This window comes from Thalassolituus sp. LLYu03 (assembly GCF_050507655.1).
GTDB lineage: Bacteria > Pseudomonadota > Gammaproteobacteria > Pseudomonadales > Oceanobacteraceae > Venatoribacter.
Map to the genome: position 1 here is coordinate 3,434,376 of NZ_CP191496.1, position 22,299 is coordinate 3,456,674.

Sequence of the window (22,299 nt, forward strand, 5' to 3'; positions counted from 1 at the left end):
CACCCTGTGCCATACCCTGTCCGTTGTTCAGTCTCCGTCGCGCTGGAACAGCGCCCGGGTAAATTCTTCGGCATTAAAGGCACGCAGGTCGTCGATCCCCTCGCCTACCCCGATGTAGCGCACCGGCAGGCCGAACTGCTGCGCCAGTGCGAAGATGATACCGCCTTTGGCGGTGCCATCGAGTTTGGTCAGCGTCAGGCCGGTAACACCCACCGCCTGACCGAATTGCTTCGCCTGATTAATCGCGTTCTGACCCGTGCCGGCGTCCAGCACCAGCATGACTTCGTGCGGGGCGCTGTCGTCGAGCTTCTTCATGACCCGCACGACTTTCTCGAGTTCCGCCATCAGGTTGTCTTTGGTGTGCAGGCGACCGGCGGTATCGGCGATCAGCACATCCACTTTACGGGCCTTGGCGGCCTGCAGGGCATCAAACAGAACCGATGCAGAATCGGCGCCGGTGTGCTGGGCAATCACCGGCACTTTATTGCGCTCACCCCACACCTGCAGCTGCTCGACGGCGGCGGCACGGAAGGTATCGCCCGCAGCCAGCATCACGCTCTTGCCCTGATTCTGGAATTGTTTTGCCAGCTTGCCGATGGTGGTGGTTTTGCCCACGCCATTGATGCCGACCATCAGAATCACATACGGTTTTTTGCTGCTGTCGATGGTCAGCGGCGCCTGTACTTTGGCCAGTGTTTCCTGCAGTTCCTGAATCAAGGCGTGGTACAGGGCATCGGAATTTTTCAGTTCTTTGCGGCTCACGCGGGCGGTCAGGCGACCCATGATCTGGCGCGTGGTTTCGACCCCGACGTCGGCCATGATCAGCTGGGTTTCCAGCTCTTCCAGCAGGTCTTCGTCGATTTCTTTTTCGCCCAGCAGCAGATTGGCCAGACCGTCGGTCAGACCGCTGCGGGTTTTGCTCAGACCCGCGCGGATACGGGCAAACAGACCCGGTTTTTTCGCGTTCTGGTTATCCAGCGGTTTGTCCTGCACCGGCATCACCAGATCGGCCGGAGTTTCGTCCAGCGTGACGGTTTCAGGCGCAGGTTCAGGCTCTGGTGTTTCTGCGACAACGACAGCGTCATCAGCAACCACTTCAGCCGGCGCGGTATCCGCAGCGTCAGACGCCGCAACGACGTCGGCCGCCGCTGCGTCTGGCGCGCTTTCTGGCAGGTCTGCAGCAGGGGAATCCGGGGTGGACGCAGCAACGTTTTTGTCGTCGCCGGTGTTCTTTTTGCGTTTAAAAAAATCAAACATCGGTCAGTCAGAATCCGGGTGAATCGATGGAAATAAAGCCGCCGGAGTTTCCCCGACCAGCGACCAGCCGCTATCCTACCACCATTCCGCCGGATGTACTGCCGGCATGACTTTTTGTTGCGGAATGTCTTATGCGCGGTCTGAGCCGATCCAACCTGAACGTCATTATCTTCATCTGTATGGGCGCCATTATCTGGATCAACCTGAACCATAACCGTCAGGAAGATGTGGTGCTGGAGCCGCTGAAAATACCGGCACTGAACGACGGTGGCTGGAGCCGCTGGAGCAATCAGGAGCAGGTCAGCGTGCTGTTGCGCGCCGGTGGCACCACCGAAGGCGGCGTGCTTGTGGTGCGCAGCGCCAGCGGCAGCCAGCACATCCGCTTGCCCGCCAGCGACTGGGCACCGCCGCTGCGCGAGCAACTGGCAAACCTGCCCGCCCAGACCCCGGCCGTGGTGCTGATCAGCGGCCCCTGGTCGGCCACCGATCAACAGGCCATGGCGGCGCTGATCATCCGCGAACGCCAGCTGCAGCCGTTATCCGCATCGGTGGAGCACTGGCCATCCTGTATCGCCAGCCATCTGCCGGGCGCACTCTGGCTGGGTGAATACGTGGGCGTCACCTGGCAAAGCCTGAACGAGCTGCCGGCCATGCTCGGCAAAACGACCATACCTGATGTGCCGGGCCGCGAAGAATGGGCCATCTGGCGCCTCGATCAGAGCCGTCAGCTGCGCCGCGCCTGGCAGGATGAGCAAAGTCAGATCGACATTCAGGCCGATCTTACCTACCATCGCCTGCCCGACAGCGCCTACCAGTCACTGTATTTGTCTCTGGCTGACGCGCAGAAAACCGAAGTCACCGAGGCACTCGACTGCCTCCTGCCCGCACAGGTCTCCGCTCATGAGTAAACCCCAGTCCCAGCAGCTGCGTATTATCGGCGGCCAGTGGCGTTCCCGTCGTTTGCGTTTCCCATCGGTGGATGGCCTGCGCCCGACGCTGGACCGGGTGCGCGAAACGGTTTTCAACTGGCTGCAGTTTGATGTCGAAGGCTCGCGCGTGCTCGACGCCTTTGCCGGCAGCGGTGCGCTGGGTTTTGAATCGCTGTCGCGCGGCGCAAAAGAAGTGATTTTCCTCGAGAAGAATCCGTCGGCGGCCATTCAGCTGAAGGACAACCTCAAGCTGCTGGAAGCCAGCAACGCGCAGGTGTGGGCTGGTGACGCCCTGCTGTGGATGCAGCAGAATCCGGAGCCCTTTGATCTGGTATTCCTCGACCCGCCGTTCCGCCTGAATCTGCTGCAACCGGCCATTGATGCCCTGCGTCTGCTGCCCGGCGCACTGGTATACCTCGAACACGAAGCCGGCCTTGCCCTGAACCTGCCCGACAACTGGGCAGAAAAGAAAGCAAAAGAAACCAAAGAGTTCAGTTTCCGTCTGTTCGAAGTTATTTGAAAAGAGCTTTGAAAGGCGATTTGAGAAGTTATTTGAAAAGCGATCAGCTCAGTCGCTGCCCGGCATCAGGCCACACGCCCGCAGCGTGGTCTGCCAGGCGTGCACATGGCGTAGATTCGCCGCGCTGAATTCAGCGTGTGCCAGCCTCACCTGCGCCAGCCAGTCGTTAAACGCCGGCGGCGTTTCCCCCGCCAGTTGCGCCATCCCCTCGATACGCTCCAGTAAGGCTTTGCCCAGCTTGTCGGTCTGACTCAGATACGGCTGCACCCGGGCGGCATAACGCCGGATCAGCACATTCTGCAGAATTTCCGCCTGCGGGGTTTTACGCCCCACAGGGCACAAAGGCCGCCCGGCCTGCCGTTGCTCAAGCATATTGGCCACATCATTCAATACCCCCGTCAGCAGAGACTGGCTGGCGAGCCAGCGCCCGATGCTTTCGCCTAACAACAGCTGCTGCAGGTGCTGTTCGGTAGCATCAGCCCCGGGCCACTGCCGCGCCTGAATCTGACTGCCGGTCAGCAGGGCGAAGTCGAGTGCCGCCAGCGTGTTCTGCGCATGGGCAGGCTGCGCGTCGTCCCAGTCCAGCGTTTGTGCGGCGCTGGCGATAAACTGCTGCCATTCTTTGCCCGTGGTCCAGGCGTTCCACCAATACCGCAGACGGGCGTCGTCTTTTGCCGCCAGTGCCGCTGCGAGCTTAGCTGCCAGCTCTGGGTTGCCATCGTTAAGCAAAGCCACGCAGGCAGGACCATCACGCAGCAAAGCCAGCTCGGTCAGCAGGCTCTGACTGTCGGCGGCGACTTTGCCCAGCGCGCTGTTTTTGGTGGCCACTGACTGGCCGATGGCACAGCGGTCGAGGCTCAGCAGTTGCAGCAGATTGAGTGAGCTGTGCGGTGTAGGAAGGCGGTTGTGCACCGTGGCGTAACGGCCGACGCGCGGCACCGCTGAGCGCTGACCGGCGTCGGCATCCAGCACGCGCGCCACGCGTTGGCGATAGTCGTCGAGTTCATTTACAGCCTGGTTGCCGCAGGCCGTCAGTGAGACAGCTGCAACAAGAAACAGCGCTGCCCACCGGATACGCAGGTCAGGCCGACGCCAGCCAGGCCGGGCGCGGCATAAAGCGCTGCTGCAGCTCATTCATGACTCCGCGGTACTGTTCGGTCAGATACGGCCGCTCCAGCGCAAACACCTGATAAATACCGCCCTGCAGCAGTTCCGGCGAAATGGCCTCGACCTCGCTGTTGAGCAGGTTGCAGCGCAGGAAGGAGAACCACGAGGTCACCACAATCCAGGTGTTCAGAGCCAGACCGGCGATGTCGTCTTCGGAGGCGGCAATGATGCCGGCCGCCGCCAGACCGCGGAAAATCGCTTCAACCTGCTTCAGACACAGGCGGAAGAAATCTCGGTAGCGGGCATGCAGCTGCGGGTTGTCCAGCAGCAGGTGCTCCATGTCGCGGTGCATAAAGCGGAAATCCCATAAGCCCTGAAACACGGCCTGCAGGTAGTTCAGTTTATCCAGCGGCTGCAGCGGCCGGCCTTCCGGCACCTGCAGAATCTCCAGCACCCGGGCTTCATAGCGTTCGAACAGAGCGAAGATAATCGCCTGCTTATTTTTGAAGTGGTAATAGAGATTGCCCGGAGAAATCTCCAGATGGGCAGCGATGTGGTTGGTGGTGACTTTGCGCTCACCCTGCTCGTTAAACAGGTGCAGGCTGGCGTCGAGGATGCGTTCTTTAGTGCTCATAGGCGCTCATTATCGTTATTTACCCTGCAAAGTCACACAGCTGGCCGCCAATGCCCTGTGTTAGTGGTTGACGGGCGCTGTGGTTGTTTTAGAGTAAACACTCTAAAACAATTAGAATAAAAACTCTAAACCCATTAAAGTAATAACTCCAGAACCGTCCGATCCAACATCCAGCCGAGGATTCCACCATGGTCGCCACCGTTACCAGTCTGCACGCGCCCGATCAGGAACTGCAGCGCATGAACACCCTGTTCCGTCAGCAGCAGCAGGCCTACCGTCAGCATCCGATGCCAACCGCCGCCGAGCGTATTGCCGATCTGAAACGCCTGAAGCAGGCCGTGCTGAATTATCAGGACGAACTGGCGACCGCCGTGAATCAGGATTTCAGCTGCCGCTCGAAAGACGAAACCCAGATCGCCGAGATCATGACCTGTGTGCAGGGCATCGATTATCAGGTGAAACACGTGAAGGGCTGGATGAAGCCGTCCCGTCGTCACGTCGGCATGCTGTTCGCGCCGTCGCACAACCACGTGATGTACCAGCCACTGGGCGTGATCGGCATCATGGTGCCGTGGAACTACCCGATTCAGCTGGCCATTCTGCCGCTGGCCACCGCGCTGGCGGCTGGTAACCGCGGCATGATCAAAATGTCGGAATTCACCCCGGCCACCAACAAAGTGCTGAAGAAAATGCTGGCCGACGTGTTCAACGAGCAGCAGGTTGCGGTGGTTGAAGGCGAAGTGGAAGTGTCATCCGCCTTTGCTGAACTGCCGTGGGACCATCTGGTGTTCACCGGCTCGACCGCCGTCGGCAAAATCGTGATGAGCGCCGCTGCGAAAAACCTGACGCCGGTTACGCTGGAGCTGGGTGGTAAATCACCGGCCATCGTTGCCCCGGGCGCCAGCATGAAAGACGCCGTTGAGCGTATCTGCTTCGGCAAATCCCTGAACGCCGGTCAGACCTGTATCGCACCCGACTACATTCTGGTGCCGAATGGTCAGGAACGTGAATTTATTGAAACCTACAAAGCCACCTTCGCCCGCATGTACCCGACAGTGCGCGACAACAACGACTACACCGCGGTGGTGAACGAACGTCAGTTCCAGCGTCTGCAGAGCTGGGTAAACGATGCCAAAGAAAAAGGCGCGAAAATTACGGTCGTTAATCCGGCCAACGAAGATTTTTCCGGCACCCGTAAAATGCCGCTGCACATCATCGAAAACGGCACCGCCGACATGAAAGTGCTGCAGGAAGAATTATTCGGCCCTGTGCTGCCAGTGATTCCTTACCGCTCGCTGGACGACGCCATCAGTTACGTCAACGACCGTGACCGTCCGCTGGCGCTGTACTTTTTCAGCTACAACAAAGCGGAACAACAGAAAGTGCTGGAACGCACCCACGCCGGCGGCGTCACCATCAACGATACCCTGATGCACATTGCCCAGGACGACATGCCATTCGGCGGCGTCGGACCTTCCGGCATGGGTCACTATCACGGTAAAGAAGGTTTTATTGCGCTGTCGAAAGCCAAAGCGGTACACCGCAAAGGCAAATTCAACAGCGGCCAGTTTATTTACCCGCCATACGGTGGTGCGATTCAGTCCATCATCAAAAAATTCTTCATCCGCTGAGATTTTTTTATGCTGCAGAAAATAACAACAACACGCCGCGGATTTATGCAACTCAGTGCCACCTCAGCGGCGGCACTGACGGTGGGCGGCTCACTCGCCGCCCTCACCGGCTGCAGCAAAGCGCCTGCGGCCAACGGCTATAAAGTGCTGCGCGACGGCGACCTCGAATTTTTAACCGCACTGGCACCTGTGGTGCTGGCCAGCAGTTATCCGGGCACGCTGGAAACTCAGGCCGCCGACCGCCTGCTGCACGCCCTCGACCGTCTGGTCGGCACCCTGCAGGATTATTCCCAGAGCCAGCTGTTAATGCTGTTTGATGTGATGCAGGTAGCACCGATCCGTGTGGCCATGGGCGCTCAGTGGGGCCGCTGGAGCGACGCCTCCGCCAGCGACATCGAAACCTTTTTGCAGGACTGGAAAACCAGCAAGCTGCAGCTGAAACGCATGGGCTACGGCTCACTGTGCAAACTGCTGTGCATGTGCTGGTACTCGCAACCGGAAACCTTTGCCCAAACGGGCTATCCGGGTGCGCCACAGAAAATTCCGGCCTGATAACAATAAAAAGAGATTTTCATCATGCAGAACTCTACCCAACGCCAGCCGCACATTCCCGTGGTAGCCGGCATTCCGGACCCGATTCTGGAAGGCATCAGCAATGGCTGGAAAGTGCGCGAAGCCACCGAGATTGCCGACGGCAGTCTGCTCAGCGCTGACGTGATTATTATCGGCACCGGTGCCGGTGGTGGTACCACCGCCGAGATCATGGCCAAAGCCGGTCTGAAAGTGCTGATGCTGGAAGAAGGCCCGCTGAAAAGCACCAACGACTTCCGCATGGACGAACGCGAAGCCTACCGCGACCTGTATCAGGAAAGCGCAGGCCGCATGAGCAAAGACGGCGCCATGTCGATTCTGCAGGGCCGCTGCGTAGGCGGTACCACAGTGATTAACTGGACTTCGAGTTTCCGCACACCGGAACCGACGCTCGATTACTGGGCAAAAGAATTTAAGGTCGAAGGTTTCGCGCGCTCGGAAATGGACCCCTGGTTTGAAACCATGGAGCAGCGCCTGAACGTGGCCCCGTGGCAGGTTCAGCCGAACGAGAACAACTCTGTACTGTCACGCGGTGCGACAAAACTGGGCATCGACTGGCACGTGATTCCGCGCAACGTCGCCGGCTGCTGGAACCTCGGTTACTGCGGTACCGGTTGTCCAACCAACGCCAAGCAGTCGATGCTGGTGACCACCATTCCGTCAGCGCTGAACGAAGACGCCGAACTGGTGTACAGCGCCCGCGCCGAGCGCCTGATTATTGAAGGCGACAAAGTGCTGGGCGTGGAAATTACCGCCCTTGATCGAGACTACCAGCCAAGCGGCAAAACCATTGTGGCCAAGGCGCCGCACATCATCATGGCCTGTGGTGCGATCAACGGACCCGCGCTGCTGCTGCGCTCCAAAGTACCGGACCCGCAGGGCCGCATCGGTAAGCGTACCTTTTTCCACCCGACCACCTTCTGCTTCGCCGAATTCGATCATCTGATCGATCCGTATTACGGCGCGCCGCAGTCGATTTATTCCGACCATTTTCAGTGGCTCGAAGTGAGCGGCAAGGCCGGCTACAAACTGGAAGTGCCACCACTGCAGCCGGGGTTAACCTCCGTGCTGCTGCTCGGTCATGGCGCGCATCATTTTGACGACATGACCAAACTGCCGAACATGCACGCCATGATTGCCCTGCTGCGCGACGGTTTCCATCCGCAAAGTCAGGGCGGCAGCATTGAGCTGGCCGGTGACGGCACGCCGATCATTGATTACCAAATTAATGATTACCTGTGGGATGGTGTTCGCCGCTCGTGGCTGACCATGGCCGAAATTCAGTTCGCCGCCGGTGCCAAAGCCGTGCGTCCGTCGCATGTCGACGCGCCCTGGTATCAGAGCTGGGAAGAAGCCAAAGCCGGCATTAATGCACTGGAGTTCCGCTCCAACGCCTTTACCGCCGGTTCCGCTCACTGCATGGGCGGCCTGCCAATGGGCGAAGACAAGAGCCAATGCATGGTCGACAGTCAGGGTAAATACCATTACCTCGACAACCTGTACGTGTTCGACGGCTCGGCCTTTCCGACCAGCATTGGTGCCAATCCGCAGCTGTCGATTTACGGCATGGCCTGCAAGCAGGCGAATCAGCTGGTGCAGAAGATCAAAGGTCAGACGGCATAAGCGATTTCCGAAAACCCATATCGGAAATACTCATAAACAGCCCCGTTTCCCGGGGCTTTTTTTCAGGGCATATTACGCGCCGCAACGCTTCCTGAGCGGGCTGCGACGCAAATAATTAGCGTTCCGCAAACCACCGGGATTTGATGCAAGGCAATATAGCCCTTCAGGCATATAGATATGATTCCGGCTTTATTGGCAGAACTGCGCCTTTTGTTTACTATGCGCCGCTCTTACCGTCCTTTAAGCAGGTCATATCATGAACATCGTTGTCTATCCGGGAACCTTCGATCCGATCACCAACGGCCATACCGATCTGGTGGAGCGGGCGGCGCGTATGTTCGACCACATCATTGTGGCGGTTGCCTATAACCCGAAGAAAAAGCCGATGCTGGACCTCGAATCCCGCGTTGATCTGGCCCGTGATGTTCTGGGTCATCTGGCCAACGTGGAAGTGGTGGGTTTCAGTAATCTGCTGGCCGATTTCGTACGTGAAAAGAACGCCAATATTATTCTGCGCGGCCTGCGTGCCGTGTCGGATTTCGAGTACGAATTTCAATTGGCCAATATGAACCGTGTACTGGCGCCGAACGTGGAGAGCATGTTCCTCACCCCGGCGGAACAGTATTCCTACATTTCATCTACCCTTGTGAGAGAGATCGCTTCTCTCAGCGGCGATGTGAGCAATTTTGTACATCCGAAAGTTGCCAAAGCCCTGAAGAAGTGTGTCGCCCAATAACGTCCTGACGGAGGTAAGTCATGGCTCTGATTATCACTGACGAATGCATCAACTGTGATGTGTGCGAACCTGAATGTCCGAACGAAGCGATTTCTGCCGGCGAAGAAATCTACGTAATCGATCCGGGCAAGTGCACCGAATGTGTGGGCCACTACGACGAGCCTCAGTGTCAGCTGGTATGCCCTGTAGATTGTATTCCACAGGACCCTGACCGCGCAGAAACCCAGGAAGAACTGGAAGCCAAATACGAGAAACTGACTGGTAAAAAAATCGGTTAATTCTCCGGCGCCAACCGGCGGTTGCGCAGGCAGCTGAGCTGCCACACACTAAGGCCTCCCGACACGGAGGCCTTTTTTATGCCGGTCGCTCTCATCCGAAGCGTCTCGTCCCTCGGGTTGGTCATGTTGATGGTGCTTGTGAGCGCCTGCAGCACGCCAGCCAATCATGCCGACACCCATAATGCCGATCACAGCAGTGGCCGTCTGGTCACTGGTTTAACCCCAGCCAAAGCCGCCGTTGCCAGCGCGCATCCGTTGGCCACCGAAGCGGGGCTCGCCGTGCTGCGCGACGGTGGTAATGCCTTCGACGCCGCCATTGCCGTGGCCGCCAGTCTGGGCGTGGTGGAACCTTACAGCGCAGGCCTCGGCGGCGGTGGTTTCTGGCTGCTGTACGACGCCCGCCAGCAGCAGTACCGGTTTATCGACGCGCGCGAGACCGCCCCTGCTGCCGCCTCGGCAACCTACTTCCAGCAGCCCGATGGCAGCGTCAACCGCGACAAAGCCCTGAACGGCCCGACGGCCGCGGCCATTCCCGGTCAGGTCGCCGCCTTTGCCCACATCGCTGAACGCTACGGCAAACTGCCACTCAGACGCACACTGGCACCGGCCATTGCACAGGCGCGTAACGGCTTTGCGGTGGACGATCTGTACCGCACCCTGCTCGCCTACCGGCTGGATGCCATCCGCCGCTACCCGCAAAGTGCCGCCATTTTTCTCGACGACGGTGATATTCCGGATGCCGGATTCGTGCTGCGCCAGCCGGCATTGGCCGACACCCTGCAGGCCATCGCCCGCGACGGTGCGGACGCCTTTTATCGCGGCGCCGTGAGCCGTCAGCTGCTGCAGGACGTGCACGCCAACGGCGGCGACTGGACAGCGGCGGATCTGGCCGGTTATCAGGTCAAAGAGCGGACACCACTGCATGTGCAATACGGCCCGCTGCACGTGATCAGTGCGCCACCGCCATCATCCGGCGGCGTCGCGCTGATCGAAATGCTGAACATGCTCAGCCACTTTAACTGGCAGGGAATGACGCCGGTGAATCAGACCCATCTGCTGACCGAAGTGATGCGCCGCGCCTATCGCGACCGCGCCGAATTTCTCGGCGACCCGGATTTTGTCGATGTGCCGGTCAGCCGCCTGATCGCCGAACAGCATGCTCAGGAATGGGCCGACAGCATCGACATGACGCTGGCCACGCCGAGCGAAAGCCTGAACGGGCCCGGGGCACTGAACGAAGGTTTCCACACCACCCACCTGTCGGTGATGGACACCGAGGGCAATATCGTCTCGGCCACCCTGAGTATTAATCTGCCCTTCGGTTCAGCCTTCACCAGCGCCGGGGTTGTGCTCAATAACGAAATGGATGATTTCTCGTCGGCGCCGGGCAGTCCGAATGCCTACGGTCTGGTCGGCGCTCAGGCAAATGCCATTGCGCCCGGTAAACGGCCGCTGTCGAGCATGACCCCGACCATCATCAGCAGCCCGGACAGCACCGCCATTCTCGGCACCCCAGGTGGCAGCCGCATCATCAGCATGGTGCTGCTCGGCACGCTGGAGCATCTGCAGGGACGCAGCGCAGAGCAATGGGTCAGCCGTCCGCGCTTCCACCATCAGTACCTGCCGGATGTGCTGCAGCATGAGCCCGATGCCTTCACCGGCGAGCAGAAAGTGGCCCTGACCCGTCTCGGCCACCGGCTGCAAACCGTTGGCCGCCAGTACGGTAATATGCAGGCCATTCTGTGGGACAAAACCACCAACACAGTCACCGCGGCGTCCGATCCGCGGGGCATCGGCGAGGCGCGGACCGCTCCATGATTCTGTTTTATCTGAAAAAGGTGATCGGCATGCTGCTGATGCCGATTCCCTTCAGCCTGCTGCTGACCCTGACCGGCGTGTGGCTTCTGCAGCGCCGCCCGGCGCTGGGCAAAGGACTGATTCTGCTGTCAGCGCTGTGGCTGGGGCTGACCAGCTGGCACCCGGTCGCCAACCGCCTGCTCGCGCCCTATGAGCACGACTACGCCCGCTTCGACACGGATCAGCCGGTCAGCACTGTGGTGGTGCTGGGCGGCTGCCACGCCAGCGATGCGTCGGTGCCGCCGGCGGCGCAGCTGTGCTCGTCGTCGTTATTCCGCCTCACCGAAGGCCTGCGCATTCTGGCGGCCAACCCGCAGGCGCGTTTGTTCGTCTCCGGCTATGCCGGCAGCGATCAGCGCCCGCACGCCGAGGTGATGAAAGAGGTCGCCGTCAGCATGGGCATCAACCCGGAACGGATCAGTACCTTCCCGACCGCACGCGACACCGCCGAGGAAGCCGCGTTAATGGCGCCTTTGCTGGCCAATGAGCCGTTTGCGCTGGTGAGTGAAGCCTCGCACCTGCCGCGCGCGGTGCGCTTCTTTCAACACGAGGGATTAACGCCGCTGCCGGCGCCGGCGGTGCGCTTCAGCAACGATCAGCCGGAATGGCGCATGGAAGCCAGTGCCGCTTACAAGAGCGAGCGGGCGCTGTACGAAACACTGGGCCGGCTGTGGCAGATGCTGCGCTCCTGAGCGCACGCGATGGGCAGCATCAGCCGCGCACATAAAAAACGGGGCGATTGCCCCGTTTTTTATGCCCGTTGATCCGGCCGTGCTCAGCCTTCTTTGCTGACCACTTCCATGGCATCCACATTCTGGAAGCCGCGCGGCAGTTTGTTACCCCGACGGCCACGCTCGCCCAGATAGTGTTCCAGATCGGCGAATTTCATCTTCAGATGACGCTTGCCGGAGTACACCAGCAGGGTGTCGTCCTGCCCGAAGGCCACCGCACCGACCATGATTTCCTCACGCTTGGCGGCGGCTTCGGTCGGAATACCGATCATCTTGTTGCCTTTGCCTTTGGCCATCTGCGGCAGGTCGGCGGCCGGGAACACCAGCAGACGGCCTTCGTTGCTGACGGCGGCAATCCAGGATTTATCCGGGTCACCAATCTTCGCCGGGCTCAGCACGCGCGCGTTGTCAGGCACGGTAATCAGGGTCTTACCGGCTTTGTTCTTGCTCTGCATGTCGGCCAGCGTGCCGATAAAGCCGTAACCGGCGTCGGTGCTCAGCAGGTAGCGCTCATCATCGTTGCCGATCAAAGTCGTGATGAAGTTGGCGCCCGGTGGCGGTGCCAGACGGCCGGTCAGCGGCTCGCCCTGTCCCCGCGCCGACGGCAGCGTGTGCGCCTGCAGGCTGTAGGAACGGCCCGTGGTGTCGAGGAATACGGCGTTCTGGTTCGACTTGCCGTAGGCGGCACTTAAGAACTTATCGCCGGCCTTGTAGCTCAGGTTCTCGCAGTCGATGTCGTGGCCTTTGGCCGCGCGCACCCAGCCCTTGTCGGACAGCACAATGGTCACAGGCTCGGTGGCCACCAGCTCGGTTTCGCTGAAGGCTTTGGCTTCGCCACGCACCACCACAGGGGAGCGGCGCTCATCGCCGTACTGTTCAGCATCGGCGGTGATTTCTTTCTTGATCAGGGTTTTCAGACGACGCTCGGAACCCAGGGTTTTTTCCAGGTTGTCGCGTTCTTTTTCCAGCTCGTCCTGCTCACCGCGGATCTTCATTTCCTCAAGCTTGGCCAGATGGCGCAGCTTCAGTTCGAGAATGGCTTCAGCCTGAATATCGGAGATACCGAAGCGCTGCATCAGCACCTGCTTGGGTTCGTCTTCGCGGCGGATGATTTCGATCACTTCGTCGATATTGAGGAAGGCAACCAGCAAACCTTCGAGGATATGCAGGCGGGCCAGCACTTTATCGAGGCGGAACTGCAGACGACGACGTACGGTTTCGGTGCGGTACACCAGCCACTCGCTGAGCATGGTTTTCAGGTCTTTGACCTGCGGACGGCCGTCGAGGCCGATCACGTTCATGTTCACGCGGTAGTTTTTCTCGAGGTCGGTGGTGGCGAACAGGTGCGCCATCACAGCGTCGGCATCGACGCGGTTCGACTTGGGTACGATCACCAGCCGGGTCGGGTTTTCGTGGTCAGATTCGTCGCGCAGGTCGCTCACCAGCGGCAGCTTTTTCGCCTGCATCTGGGCGGCAATCTGCTCCAGCACTTTGGCACCGGAAGTCTGGTGCGGCAGCGCGGTGATGACGATATCGCCGTCTTCAACCGTGTACACAGCGCGCATTTTCACGCTGCCACGGCCGTCGCGGTAAATCTTACGCAGCTCGTCACGCGGGGTGATGATTTCAGCTTCGGTCGGAAAATCCGGTGCAATCACGTGTTCGCACAGGGCTTCCAGCGTGGCTTCCGGGTCGTCCAGCAAATGAATACAGGCGCTGGCCACTTCGCGGATATTGTGCGGCGGAATATCCGTCGCCATACCCACGGCGATACCTGTGGTGCCGTTGAGCAGCACGTTCGGCAGACGCGCCGGCAGCGTGCAGGGTTCGTCCATGGTGCCGTCGAAGTTCGGCTGCCATTCCACCGTGCCCTGACCCAGTTCGCTGAGCAGCACTTCGGCGTACGGCGCCAGACGCGATTCGGTGTAACGCATGGCGGCGAAGGATTTCGGATCGTCCGGCGCCCCCCAGTTGCCCTGACCGTCCACCAGCGGGTAGCGGTAAGAGAACGGCTGCGCCATCAGCACCATGGCTTCGTAGCAGGCGCTGTCGCCGTGCGGGTGGTATTTACCCAGCACGTCACCCACGGTACGGGCGGATTTTTTGTACTTGGCGGTGTGTTTCAGGCCGAGTTCGCTCATGGCGTACACGATGCGGCGCTGTACCGGCTTCAGACCATCCCCGATGTGCGGCAGGGCACGGTCGAGAATGACGTACATGGAATAATTCAGGTAAGCATTTTCGGTGTAATGCTTAAGCGACTGACGTTCGGTGCCGTCGTCGGAGTAAGTGATCTGATCCGTCATAAGTCCTCAGGGCCAGTTTCGGATGCGTATAAGGCAAACAAAGATGGTCCCGATTGTGACTGACCACGGCCTTCAGCTCAATGGGAAAGAACCGGCCGGCTGACGGCTGTGCGCTGCCTCACGCTCTGGCGGTCATTGTAATTGGCTTCAGGGTTGCAGCTAGGGTTGCGGCTAAGGTGCCGGTTAGGGTTGCCATTAAGCCTGACGCTGCATCGGGCGCCGGTCGTTCGGATTGCTGGAAAGATTACAGCGAATTTTTGCCATGGAATGATCCGGCGGCCATTCTGTACTCTGCAATGAATTCCCGAAAACCGGCGGCGCCCCCGGATCACACAACCCACGCCGCTGGCTTACTCAACAGGAGGTATCCCATGGCCACTCTGCTTAACGGCGAAGTAAAGGATCTCGACGGCTTCAGCGTCACCCGCATTCTGCCGCACAAGGCGAAGAAAATGGTGGGGCCGTTTATCTTCCTCGACCACATGGGCCCGGCGCTGTTTAAGCCCGGTGAAGGCGTCAACGTTCGCCCCCACCCGCACATTGGTTTATCGACCCTGACCTACCTGTTTTCCGGCAGCATGCTGCACCGCGACAGTCTGGGTAATGTGCAGGAAATTCACCCCGGCGATGTGAACTGGATGACCGCCGGGCGCGGCATTGTGCATTCCGAACGGGAAACCCTGGAAGTGCGCTCGCGCGAACACGAACTCAATGGCCTGCAATTCTGGCTGGCGCTGCCACCACACAAAGCAGAAATTGCGCCTTCGTTTCAGCACATCAAGCGCGAAGACCTGCCACACCGATATGCCGGCAAAACCGTGCTGCGTCTGGTGGCCGGCGAAGCCTTTGGTATGACGTCACCGGTGCGTACCCACTCGCCGATGTTTTTCGCCGATGTGGTGGCCCATGCCGGTGACCGGGTGTCGGTGCCGGAACAGGCGGGCGAGTGCGCTGTGTACATTCAGAGCGGTGAGCTGAACATCGACGGGCAGCTGTTCTGCGCCGGCGATTTTGTGTTGCTCGACACGCCCGACGATATTCAGATTCAGAGCAGCGGCCGCTTCGTGATACTCGGTGGCGAACCCTTTGCGGAGACTCCGTATATCCGCTGGAATTTCGTGGCGTACAGCCGCGAGCGCATTAAACAGGCCGAGGAAGACTGGAAGGCACAGCGCTTTGCTGTGGTGCCCGGCGACGATGAGGAATTCACGCCACTGCCGGGCCTGTAACACCCGCTGGCAACGCCCAGTGGCAACGCCGCGACAGCGTTTCAGCTGTCGCTGTGGGAATACCGTTTGTAAAAGCTGTCGCCGTCCATCGGACGGGCAAAATAATACCCCTGCAGCCAGTCGCAGCCGATGCGGCGCAGGGTATCTACCTGCTCTTCGTGCTCAACGCCTTCGGCCACCACAATCAGGCCCAGACTTTTTGCCATCAGAATAATGGCGCGCACAATTTCGTAGTCGTTCACGTCGTCGTTAATATCACGCACAAACGACTGGTCGACTTTAATCACGCTCACCGGCATCGACTTCAGTTTGCTCAGCGATGAATAGCCGGTACCGAAATCATCAATGGCAAACTCCACCCCCATGCTGCGCAGCTGCTGCACCTGATGAGTCACTTCGGTGGTGCCCGACATCATTAACGATTCCGTGACCTCCAGTTCCAGCCAATGCGGATCAAATTCGAGATGCTGCAGAATGCTGGCAACTGTGTCGGCAAAGGTCGCGTTGATCTGAATAGCGGATACGTTCACCGCCAGCTTTTCCAGCATCAGTCCCTGCTGACGCCAGAACATAAATTGCTGGCAGGCGGATTTCAGCACCCAGAACCCCAGCTCAGTGATCATGCCGCTGGTTTCTGCCAACGGAATAAAATCGTGCGGCGAAATCATGCCGCGCACCGGATGCGGCCAGCGTAACAAGGCTTCGACGCGGCGCGGGTGCACTTCGCCGGTACGGAACTGCGGCTGGTAATTCAGGGTAAAAGCGTGATCTTCCAGCGCGGAACGCAGATCCTGCTCCAGCGACATGCGCGAATGAATGGTGTCGGTCAGTTCGCGGTGGTAATGATAAAAACGGTTACGGCCCAGCTCTTTGGCTTTGTGCAGCGCCGCGTCGGCGTTGCGGATCAGCTCATCGACGTTCACACCGTCGTCCGGGTAAACCGCAATACCGGCACTGGCAAACACGCTGAGCAGGTGTCCCTGCAGGCTGTAAGGGCGCGAAATAATCTGCAGCAGCTGCTCGCACTTTTCATGCACTTTATCGGATTTTTCGATGCGGGTGAGCACCACCACAAATTCATCGCCGCCCAGACGCGCGCAGATGTCGGAGTCGCGCACGTTGTTGTGCAGGCGGTGGGCAACGTCTTTCAGCAGCAGGTCGCCGATGTCATGACCTATGGTGTCGTTGATGTCCTTAAAGCGGTCGAGGTCGAGAAAAATCACCGCCACCGCTTCACCCGCCCGGCGCGAAATCTGCAGTGCGTATTCGAGCTTTTTGTTCAGCAGAAGCCGATTGGGCAGACCGGTCAGGACATCGTGATGGGCAATGTGTTCGAGGTTTTCCTGCGCTTTTTTAAGTTCGGTAATATCCCGGCTTAAACCAAACACGCCGACGATATTGCCGCCCTTGTCATAAATCGGGGTTTTCTGGGTTTCCAGCAGCATGACCGTGCCATCGACGCCGTGCACCCATTCTTCGTTGACGTTGGCGTTTTTACGCCCCACTGCTTCGCCGTCTTTCTGGCGGAAAAAATCGGCGGTTTCTTTATCGAAGATATCGTAGTCGGTGCCACCAACCGGATTTTTGCCGAAGAATTCGTTGAATTTACGGTTGGAGAAAATATAACGGCCGTTGACGTCTTTGTAGAACATCATGTCCGGAATCGAGTTAAGAATATTCTGGATCAGCGAGGTGCGCTCGTTCAGCTGTTCGTCACTGAGCTGACGGCGACGCACTTCGGTCCACAGAAATACGCCGACGGTGGCGGTAAAAATAATCAGGGACAACGCCAGTAAAAACTGGCCGCGATAAGCCGCCCAGAAATCCGGCTCGGCATTCAGCCAGTCGACGTTCTGCGGTAAATCGTCTTCACCAATGCCGTACTGCGCCAGCACCTGAGCGTCGGCCAGGGTGAGAAAATCGCCGTGCCATTCGACGTTGATGTCGTTCACCGGCACGCCGCTGAGAATGCTGCGCGCCATGACCGCCACACGTTCTGCGCTGCGCTCCAGATCGGTAACTACGCCACCCGCCAGCCCGCTGCCGATGCCGTTCTGCCACAAATGCCACAGAGGCACCCCCGACGAGAGGCTCAGATACTGAACCGCCTGACTGAAATCGCGGCGCTCGCCGGCCTTGTCTTCGCGCGCGGAAATAAGCAGCACCGGCTGCTCATGCAGCTCCGCCAGCTGCGCCGATAATTCGCCCCAGCTCATGTCTGCCAGCGACAGGTAGGTAATACGCTGATTCAGGCTTTCCGATGCCTGAGCCAGTTGTGTCAGCACGTCGTCGTAGCCACTCAGGCCGTCCCGGATGACATACAGATTATCGAGGCCCGGGTACATAAAACGCATCAACGCGAAATATTCATACACAGGCAACGACTCGTGAATACCGGTCAGGCCACCACGGCTGCGCAGCGAACGGATTAACGCCGGGTCGCCAATGCCGAAGCAGATAACGGGGATATCGCCGAACAGCGGGGCATCGCCTTCCATGGCCAGTTTTAACGCCGCTTCACCGGCGGTAATGACCAGATCGTAACGTTCGCCGTTGTCGTGCTTGGTGCGCAGTAAATGGCGGTAGGCTTCGAGATAATCGGCGCCCTGATTGAACTCGGCGTCCATGAATTCGACGTGAAATTGCAGCGGCTGCTGCACCGGCTGACTCAGGGCATTGCGCAGGGTGCGCACAATGTCGGATGCCATGGGGTAGAGAGGGTCGTAGGACAGTAGCAGCAGAACCTGACGCGCGTGGTCGCCGCCTGTCTGCAATGCCGCGGCCACTGAGCCCGACAGGCACAGCACCAGGATCATTGCCCAACGTACAACCACTGCAGCCATATCTCCCCTCTGCTCAGAGCGGTCGCTCTGTGAGCGGCCGGATCCGTCCGGCCGGTTAAGATCAGGCGATTTCCGCTTCGTTTCCGCGGGTCTCAAGCCAGGTTTTGCGATCGCCGGCGCGCTTTTTGGCCAGCAGCATATCCATCACTTCATGAGTACCATCACCCGGCTCCAGTGCCAATTGCACCAGACGACGGGTGTTCGGATCCATGGTGGTTTCACGCAGCTGCATCGGGTTCATCTCACCCAGACCTTTGAAGCGCTGAACGTTCACTTTACCGCGTTTATTTTCGGCTTTGATGCGTTCCAGAATGCCCTGCTTTTCCGCCTCATCCAGCGCATAGAAAACTTCTTTGCCCAGATCGATACGGTACAGCGGCGGCATGGCCACATACACGTGACCACGCGACACCAGCGCCGGGAAGTGACGGACGAACAGCGCGCACAGCAGCGTGGCGATGTGCAGACCGTCAGAGTCGGCGTCGGCGAGGATACAGACTTTACCGTAGCGCAGACCCGAAAGGTCGTCAGAGCCCGGATCAATACCCAGCGCCACAGCGATGTCGTGCACTTCCTGCGAGGCCAGAATTTCGTTGGAGTCGACTTCCCAGGTGTTCAGGATCTTACCGCGCAGCGGCATGATGGCCTGAAATTCACGGTCGCGCGCCTGTTTGGCGGAGCCACCGGCCGAGTCCCCTTCCACCAGAAACAGTTCGCCGCGCTCACTGTCCTGACCACTGCAGTCGGCCAGCTTGCCGGGCAGAGCCGGGCCCTGAGTGATTTTCTTACGGGCCACGGTTTTCGATTTGCGCAGACGGGTCTGGGCACTGGAAATGGCCAGCTCAGCCAGTTGTTCGGCTTCGGCGGTGTTTTCGTTCAGCCACAGGGCGAAAGAATCTTTCACCACGCCGGAAATAAAACTGGAGGCTTCGCGCGATGACAGACGCTCTTTGGTCTGACCGGCAAACTGCGGATCGGCGAGCTTGGCCGACAGCACAAAAGCGCAGCGCTCCCACAGGTCTTCCGGCGTCAGCTTGATACCACGCGGCAGCAGATTGCGGAATTCACAGAACTCGCGCAGCGCGTCCAGCAGGCCGGAACGGAAACCGTTAACGTGCGTACCGCCCTGCGCGGTCGGGATCAGGTTGACGTAGCTTTCCTGCAGCAGCTCGCCGCCTTCCGGCAGCCAGTGCACGGCCCAGTCGACGCCTTCCGTGGTGCCGGTCATAGAACCGCAGAACGGCTCGGACGGCACAACTTCGTAACCGGTGGCGTGGACTTTCAGGTAGTCCTTCAGGCCGTCTTCGTAATACCACTCGGCACTGTCTTCCGGATTCGGCGCATTGAATTTGATGCGCAGGCCCGGACACAAAACCGCCTTGGCGCGCAGCACGTGTTTCAGACGCGGGACAGAGAACTTGGACGAATCAAAATATTTCGGGTCCGGCAGGAAGCGCACCGAGGTACCGGTTTTCTTTTTCGCGCAGCTGTCGATGACCTGCAGGTCGAGGGCTTTGTAGCCGTCTTTGAAACCGATGCGCGATACCTGACCGTCGCGCCAGATAGTCACTTCCAGCACTTTCGACAAGGCGTTCACCACCGACACGCCCACGCCGTGCAGACCGCCGGAGAACTGGTAGTTGTCGTTGGAGAACTTACCGCCGGCGTGCAGCTGGCTGAGAATCAGCTCGACACCAGACACACCGTGTTCGGGGTGAATATCGGTCGGCATACCGCGGCCGTCATCGAGCACGGTCATGGAGCCGTCGGCGTGCAGCGTGACGTCCACATAGGTGGCGTGGCCGGCCAGAGCCTCGTCCACGGAGTTGTCGATCACTTCCTGCGCCAGATGGTTCGGACGCGTGGTGTCTGTGTACATGCCCGGGCGTTTGCGCACCGGGTCAAGACCGCTCAGTACCTCAATCGACGAGGCGTTATATTGCTTAGACATTCAAACCTCTGAGTGTCTGCGAAAATTCGGGTTGTTGGGGAGTATAACGGGCTCGTGCGGCGGTTGGGAGGGCTGACGCCAGCCAGCCGTCAGCGATCCGGCCCGTGCGCGGCCACCCACTGCAGAATCATGGGCATGCGCTCAATGAAATGGTCGAAACTGTGGTTGCCACCGCCTTCCGTCCAGGACGGACACTGACGGTATAAAGCCGCAGCCTGACGGTAATCCAGGGTTTCATCGCCGGTCTGCAACAGCAGCAGCAGACGGTGCGGATTTTGGATCTGATCGTGGTTCATGGCCTGCAGCTGGGCGATGTGTTCCAGCGTCAGTTCATGCACCTCACCGGTATAAAAATGCGTGTTCGGCCCCAGGTAATGCTCAAACAGATCAAACGGCCGCACCGCCGGATTCACCAGCACGGCAGGCACGCCAGAGGTTTGAGCCAGATGAGTGGCGTAAAAACCACCGAGCGAACTGCCGATCACGAACACCTGAGCAAACTCAGATTGCAGGCGCCCCAAAGAGGCCTTTGCCAGCGCCATGGCCTCAGCCGGCGCAAAGGGCAGTGAGGGGACGCACAGCTGTTCCGGGGTGAGATGAGCGGCGTAAAAATCGACCAGCTGACGGGCTTTCTGCGATTGAGGAGAACTCAGAAAGCCGTGCAGGTAGAGACAAGCGGTATCAGATGGGAACAATAGAACCTCAGTAACCCTTCACTGAGTAATCGATTTCAAACTCGATGCCTTCAACGCGGCTGACGCCGGTTTCAAGGCGACCGTCGGCGTGCAGGTCAATCCAGCGGTAGCCCGGCGGCAGAGAGTCGACCGAGAAATCCTCAGAGCCCGGCGTGAACTGCACGCAGGTCGAGGGCGTGGACATAAAGCGCACACCGTGGATCATCTGATCGCTTTCCTGATGCACATGGCCCCACAGCACTGCGCGTACATTGTCGTACTGACGGATCAGTGAGCAGAACTCGTCGCCGTTTTTCACGCCGATGCGGTCGATCCAGGCACTGCCCATGGAAATCGGATGGTGATGGAAGCTGATCAGGGTGTGCAGATCGGGGCGCTCTTTCAGAGCTTTTTCCATCAGGTCGAGCTGGTCTTTTTTCAGGCGGCCATACACAGCGCCTTCCACCTGCGAATTAAGCAGAATCAGCTGCCAGTGTTGGGTGCGGATGATGCGATTGAGGTGCTCAGTGCCAGAAGCGACGGCCTGCATAGGTTCAGGCTGATCGTGATTGCCTTCAAACCAGAAGACAGGGCATTGGAACGGGATCAGGGCATCGTGCAGATGCTGGTAGGCGGTTTCGGTTCCGTCCTGAGACAGGTCGCCGGTAACCAGAATGGCGTCAATCTGCGTGCGTTCGGTGCGCACCACATCCAGCACACAGCGCATGCTGTGCAGGGTTTTCATCCCCAACAGATGACCGTCTTCCGGGCCGTTCAGATGCGTATCCGTGATCTGAACCAGCCGCAGCGTATCGTCTGAATCCAATGAATACAAACTGCACCCCTGTCCCTAGTTATTCTTGTCAGTGTCCAACTTTATCGGCCACAGCGCAAACTGGCCACGACTAAGTTCACATTTGTCCGGGTTTGTCAGGCGTTTCACCGACCATTTACACTTCCCGGCAGTGCAACCGGCTGTTGCACCCGTCCATAACGCTGGCAGTGAGCCAGCCATTCAGACAAAAAGCGATTGAGCTGTACCTTCTCATCCGGTAGACGCATGGCCGGGTTCGGGTACTGGTAACGGCCGTCAAAACGCTGCTCATTCTGCCAGGAGGTTACCTCGGCCATGCCCGCATCATGGTACATGCGCACCTGCAGCGCCAGTGGTTGCAGCCAGGCCGGACTCAGGCCCTCCTGATACACCGACAGGATGCTGGTGTAGCGGTGATCTTCATCCACGACGATGCGGACTCGGGCCTCGTTACCGCGGGTGCTGAGCACAAAGCTACGCTCTGCATGGCCGGACGGCAGCAGACGCAACAGTCGCAGGTAGTTGCCCTCGCACAGCGCGGCCATCTCCTGCAGATCGGGTACATAGGGTTTACGGCGTTTCAACGTT

The 22,299-nt window shown here is 59.1% G+C and carries 19 protein-coding genes; 10 read left to right on the forward strand and 9 right to left on the reverse strand.

The genetic code is table 11. The annotated features are described in order from the left end of the window. Positions 1 to 27: 27 nt before the first annotated feature. Positions 28 to 1,257 (reverse strand): signal recognition particle-docking protein FtsY, encoded by a 1,230-nt coding sequence (ftsY, locus tag ACQUQU_RS15310; RefSeq protein ID WP_430460570.1) that lies wholly within the window; start codon positions 1,255 to 1,257, stop codon positions 28 to 30. 131 nt (positions 1,258 to 1,388) lie between these two features. On the opposite strand from ftsY, the gene ACQUQU_RS15315 reads away from it, so the two are divergent. Beyond that, the gene (locus ACQUQU_RS15315) at positions 1,389 to 2,165 is read left to right on the forward strand and encodes a hypothetical protein (protein WP_430460571.1); all 777 of its coding nucleotides are present in this window, start codon (positions 1,389 to 1,391) and stop codon (positions 2,163 to 2,165) included. Beyond that, positions 2,158 to 2,706 carry a 16S rRNA (guanine(966)-N(2))-methyltransferase RsmD gene (gene rsmD / locus ACQUQU_RS15320; RefSeq protein ID WP_430460572.1) on the forward strand — a complete coding sequence of 183 codons (549 nt, stop codon included), beginning with the start codon at positions 2,158 to 2,160 and terminating at the stop codon, positions 2,704 to 2,706. Before ACQUQU_RS15315 ends, rsmD begins: the two co-directional genes overlap by 8 nt. A 48-nt stretch (positions 2,707 to 2,754) precedes the next feature. Here the strand turns inward: rsmD and ACQUQU_RS15325 are convergent, their stop codons facing one another. Both ACQUQU_RS15325 and ACQUQU_RS15330 read right to left on the reverse strand, forming a co-directional pair. Further along, positions 2,755 to 3,840 (reverse strand): DUF3080 family protein, encoded by a 1,086-nt coding sequence (locus tag ACQUQU_RS15325; RefSeq protein ID WP_430460573.1) that lies wholly within the window; start codon positions 3,838 to 3,840, stop codon positions 2,755 to 2,757. Continuing rightward, positions 3,788 to 4,447, reverse strand: a complete 660-nt coding sequence (locus ACQUQU_RS15330) for a TetR/AcrR family transcriptional regulator (protein WP_430460574.1) — start codon at positions 4,445 to 4,447, stop codon at positions 3,788 to 3,790. Before ACQUQU_RS15330 ends, ACQUQU_RS15325 begins: the two co-directional genes overlap by 53 nt. Positions 4,448 to 4,635: 188 nt before the next feature. On the opposite strand from ACQUQU_RS15330, the gene ACQUQU_RS15335 reads away from it, so the two are divergent. The 7 genes from ACQUQU_RS15335 to elyC all read left to right on the forward strand — a co-directional run bounded on the left by ACQUQU_RS15335 (position 4,636) and on the right by elyC (position 11,855). Next, positions 4,636 to 6,078: a coniferyl aldehyde dehydrogenase gene (locus ACQUQU_RS15335; RefSeq protein ID WP_430460575.1), complete on the forward strand. Its 1,443-nt coding sequence runs from the start codon at positions 4,636 to 4,638 to the stop codon at positions 6,076 to 6,078. Positions 6,079 to 6,087: 9 nt separating this feature from the next. Next, on the forward strand, positions 6,088 to 6,630 hold the full coding sequence (locus ACQUQU_RS15340; protein ID WP_430460576.1) for a twin-arginine translocation signal domain-containing protein: 543 nt from the start codon (positions 6,088 to 6,090) through the stop codon (positions 6,628 to 6,630). A 24-nt stretch (positions 6,631 to 6,654) separates the two neighbouring features. Then, the gene (locus tag ACQUQU_RS15345; RefSeq protein ID WP_430460577.1) at positions 6,655 to 8,292 is read left to right on the forward strand and encodes a GMC family oxidoreductase N-terminal domain-containing protein; all 1,638 of its coding nucleotides are present in this window, start codon (positions 6,655 to 6,657) and stop codon (positions 8,290 to 8,292) included. 256 nt (positions 8,293 to 8,548) lie between these two features. Continuing rightward, positions 8,549 to 9,028, forward strand: a complete 480-nt coding sequence (gene coaD / locus ACQUQU_RS15350; RefSeq protein ID WP_430460578.1) for a pantetheine-phosphate adenylyltransferase — start codon at positions 8,549 to 8,551, stop codon at positions 9,026 to 9,028. Positions 9,029 to 9,048: 20 nt separating this feature from the next. Then, complete coding sequence (locus ACQUQU_RS15355) at positions 9,049 to 9,306, forward strand: YfhL family 4Fe-4S dicluster ferredoxin (protein WP_430460579.1); 258 nt, start codon at positions 9,049 to 9,051, stop codon at positions 9,304 to 9,306. Positions 9,307 to 9,429: 123 nt separating this feature from the next. After that, positions 9,430 to 11,124, forward strand: a complete 1,695-nt coding sequence (gene ggt / locus ACQUQU_RS15360; protein WP_430460580.1) for a gamma-glutamyltransferase — start codon at positions 9,430 to 9,432, stop codon at positions 11,122 to 11,124. Continuing rightward, positions 11,121 to 11,855 carry an envelope biogenesis factor ElyC gene (gene elyC / locus ACQUQU_RS15365; RefSeq protein WP_430460581.1) on the forward strand — a complete coding sequence of 245 codons (735 nt, stop codon included), beginning with the start codon at positions 11,121 to 11,123 and terminating at the stop codon, positions 11,853 to 11,855. Before ggt ends, elyC begins: the two co-directional genes overlap by 4 nt. Positions 11,856 to 11,938: 83 nt before the next feature. On the opposite strand, the gene parC is transcribed toward elyC, so the two are convergent. Then, positions 11,939 to 14,200 (reverse strand): DNA topoisomerase IV subunit A, encoded by a 2,262-nt coding sequence (gene parC / locus ACQUQU_RS15370; protein ID WP_430460582.1) that lies wholly within the window; start codon positions 14,198 to 14,200, stop codon positions 11,939 to 11,941. A gap of 371 nt (positions 14,201 to 14,571) precedes the next feature. Here parC and ACQUQU_RS15375 point away from each other — a divergent pair, with 371 nt between their 5' ends. Next, a complete protein-coding gene (locus ACQUQU_RS15375; protein WP_430460583.1) occupies positions 14,572 to 15,429 on the forward strand; it encodes a pirin family protein in 858 nt (285 codons plus the stop codon). 41 nt (positions 15,430 to 15,470) lie between these two features. Here ACQUQU_RS15375 and ACQUQU_RS15380 read toward each other — a convergent pair whose 3' ends face one another. The 5 genes from ACQUQU_RS15380 to ACQUQU_RS15400 all read right to left on the reverse strand — a co-directional run bounded on the left by ACQUQU_RS15380 (position 15,471) and on the right by ACQUQU_RS15400 (position 22,295). After that, positions 15,471 to 18,272 (reverse strand): EAL domain-containing protein, encoded by a 2,802-nt coding sequence (locus ACQUQU_RS15380; RefSeq protein WP_430460584.1) that lies wholly within the window; start codon positions 18,270 to 18,272, stop codon positions 15,471 to 15,473. Between the two features lie 61 nt (positions 18,273 to 18,333). Further along, the gene (gene parE / locus ACQUQU_RS15385) at positions 18,334 to 20,223 is read right to left on the reverse strand and encodes a DNA topoisomerase IV subunit B (RefSeq protein ID WP_430460585.1); all 1,890 of its coding nucleotides are present in this window, start codon (positions 20,221 to 20,223) and stop codon (positions 18,334 to 18,336) included. An 89-nt stretch (positions 20,224 to 20,312) separates the two neighbouring features. Beyond that, positions 20,313 to 20,918 carry a YqiA/YcfP family alpha/beta fold hydrolase gene (locus ACQUQU_RS15390; protein ID WP_430460586.1) on the reverse strand — a complete coding sequence of 202 codons (606 nt, stop codon included), beginning with the start codon at positions 20,916 to 20,918 and terminating at the stop codon, positions 20,313 to 20,315. A gap of 7 nt (positions 20,919 to 20,925) precedes the next feature. Next, positions 20,926 to 21,732 carry a 3',5'-cyclic-AMP phosphodiesterase gene (cpdA, locus tag ACQUQU_RS15395; protein ID WP_430460587.1) on the reverse strand — a complete coding sequence of 269 codons (807 nt, stop codon included), beginning with the start codon at positions 21,730 to 21,732 and terminating at the stop codon, positions 20,926 to 20,928. A gap of 104 nt (positions 21,733 to 21,836) precedes the next feature. Beyond that, complete coding sequence (locus ACQUQU_RS15400) at positions 21,837 to 22,295, reverse strand: DUF1249 domain-containing protein (RefSeq protein WP_430460588.1); 459 nt, start codon at positions 22,293 to 22,295, stop codon at positions 21,837 to 21,839. Between the last annotated feature and the right edge of the window lie 4 nt (positions 22,296 to 22,299).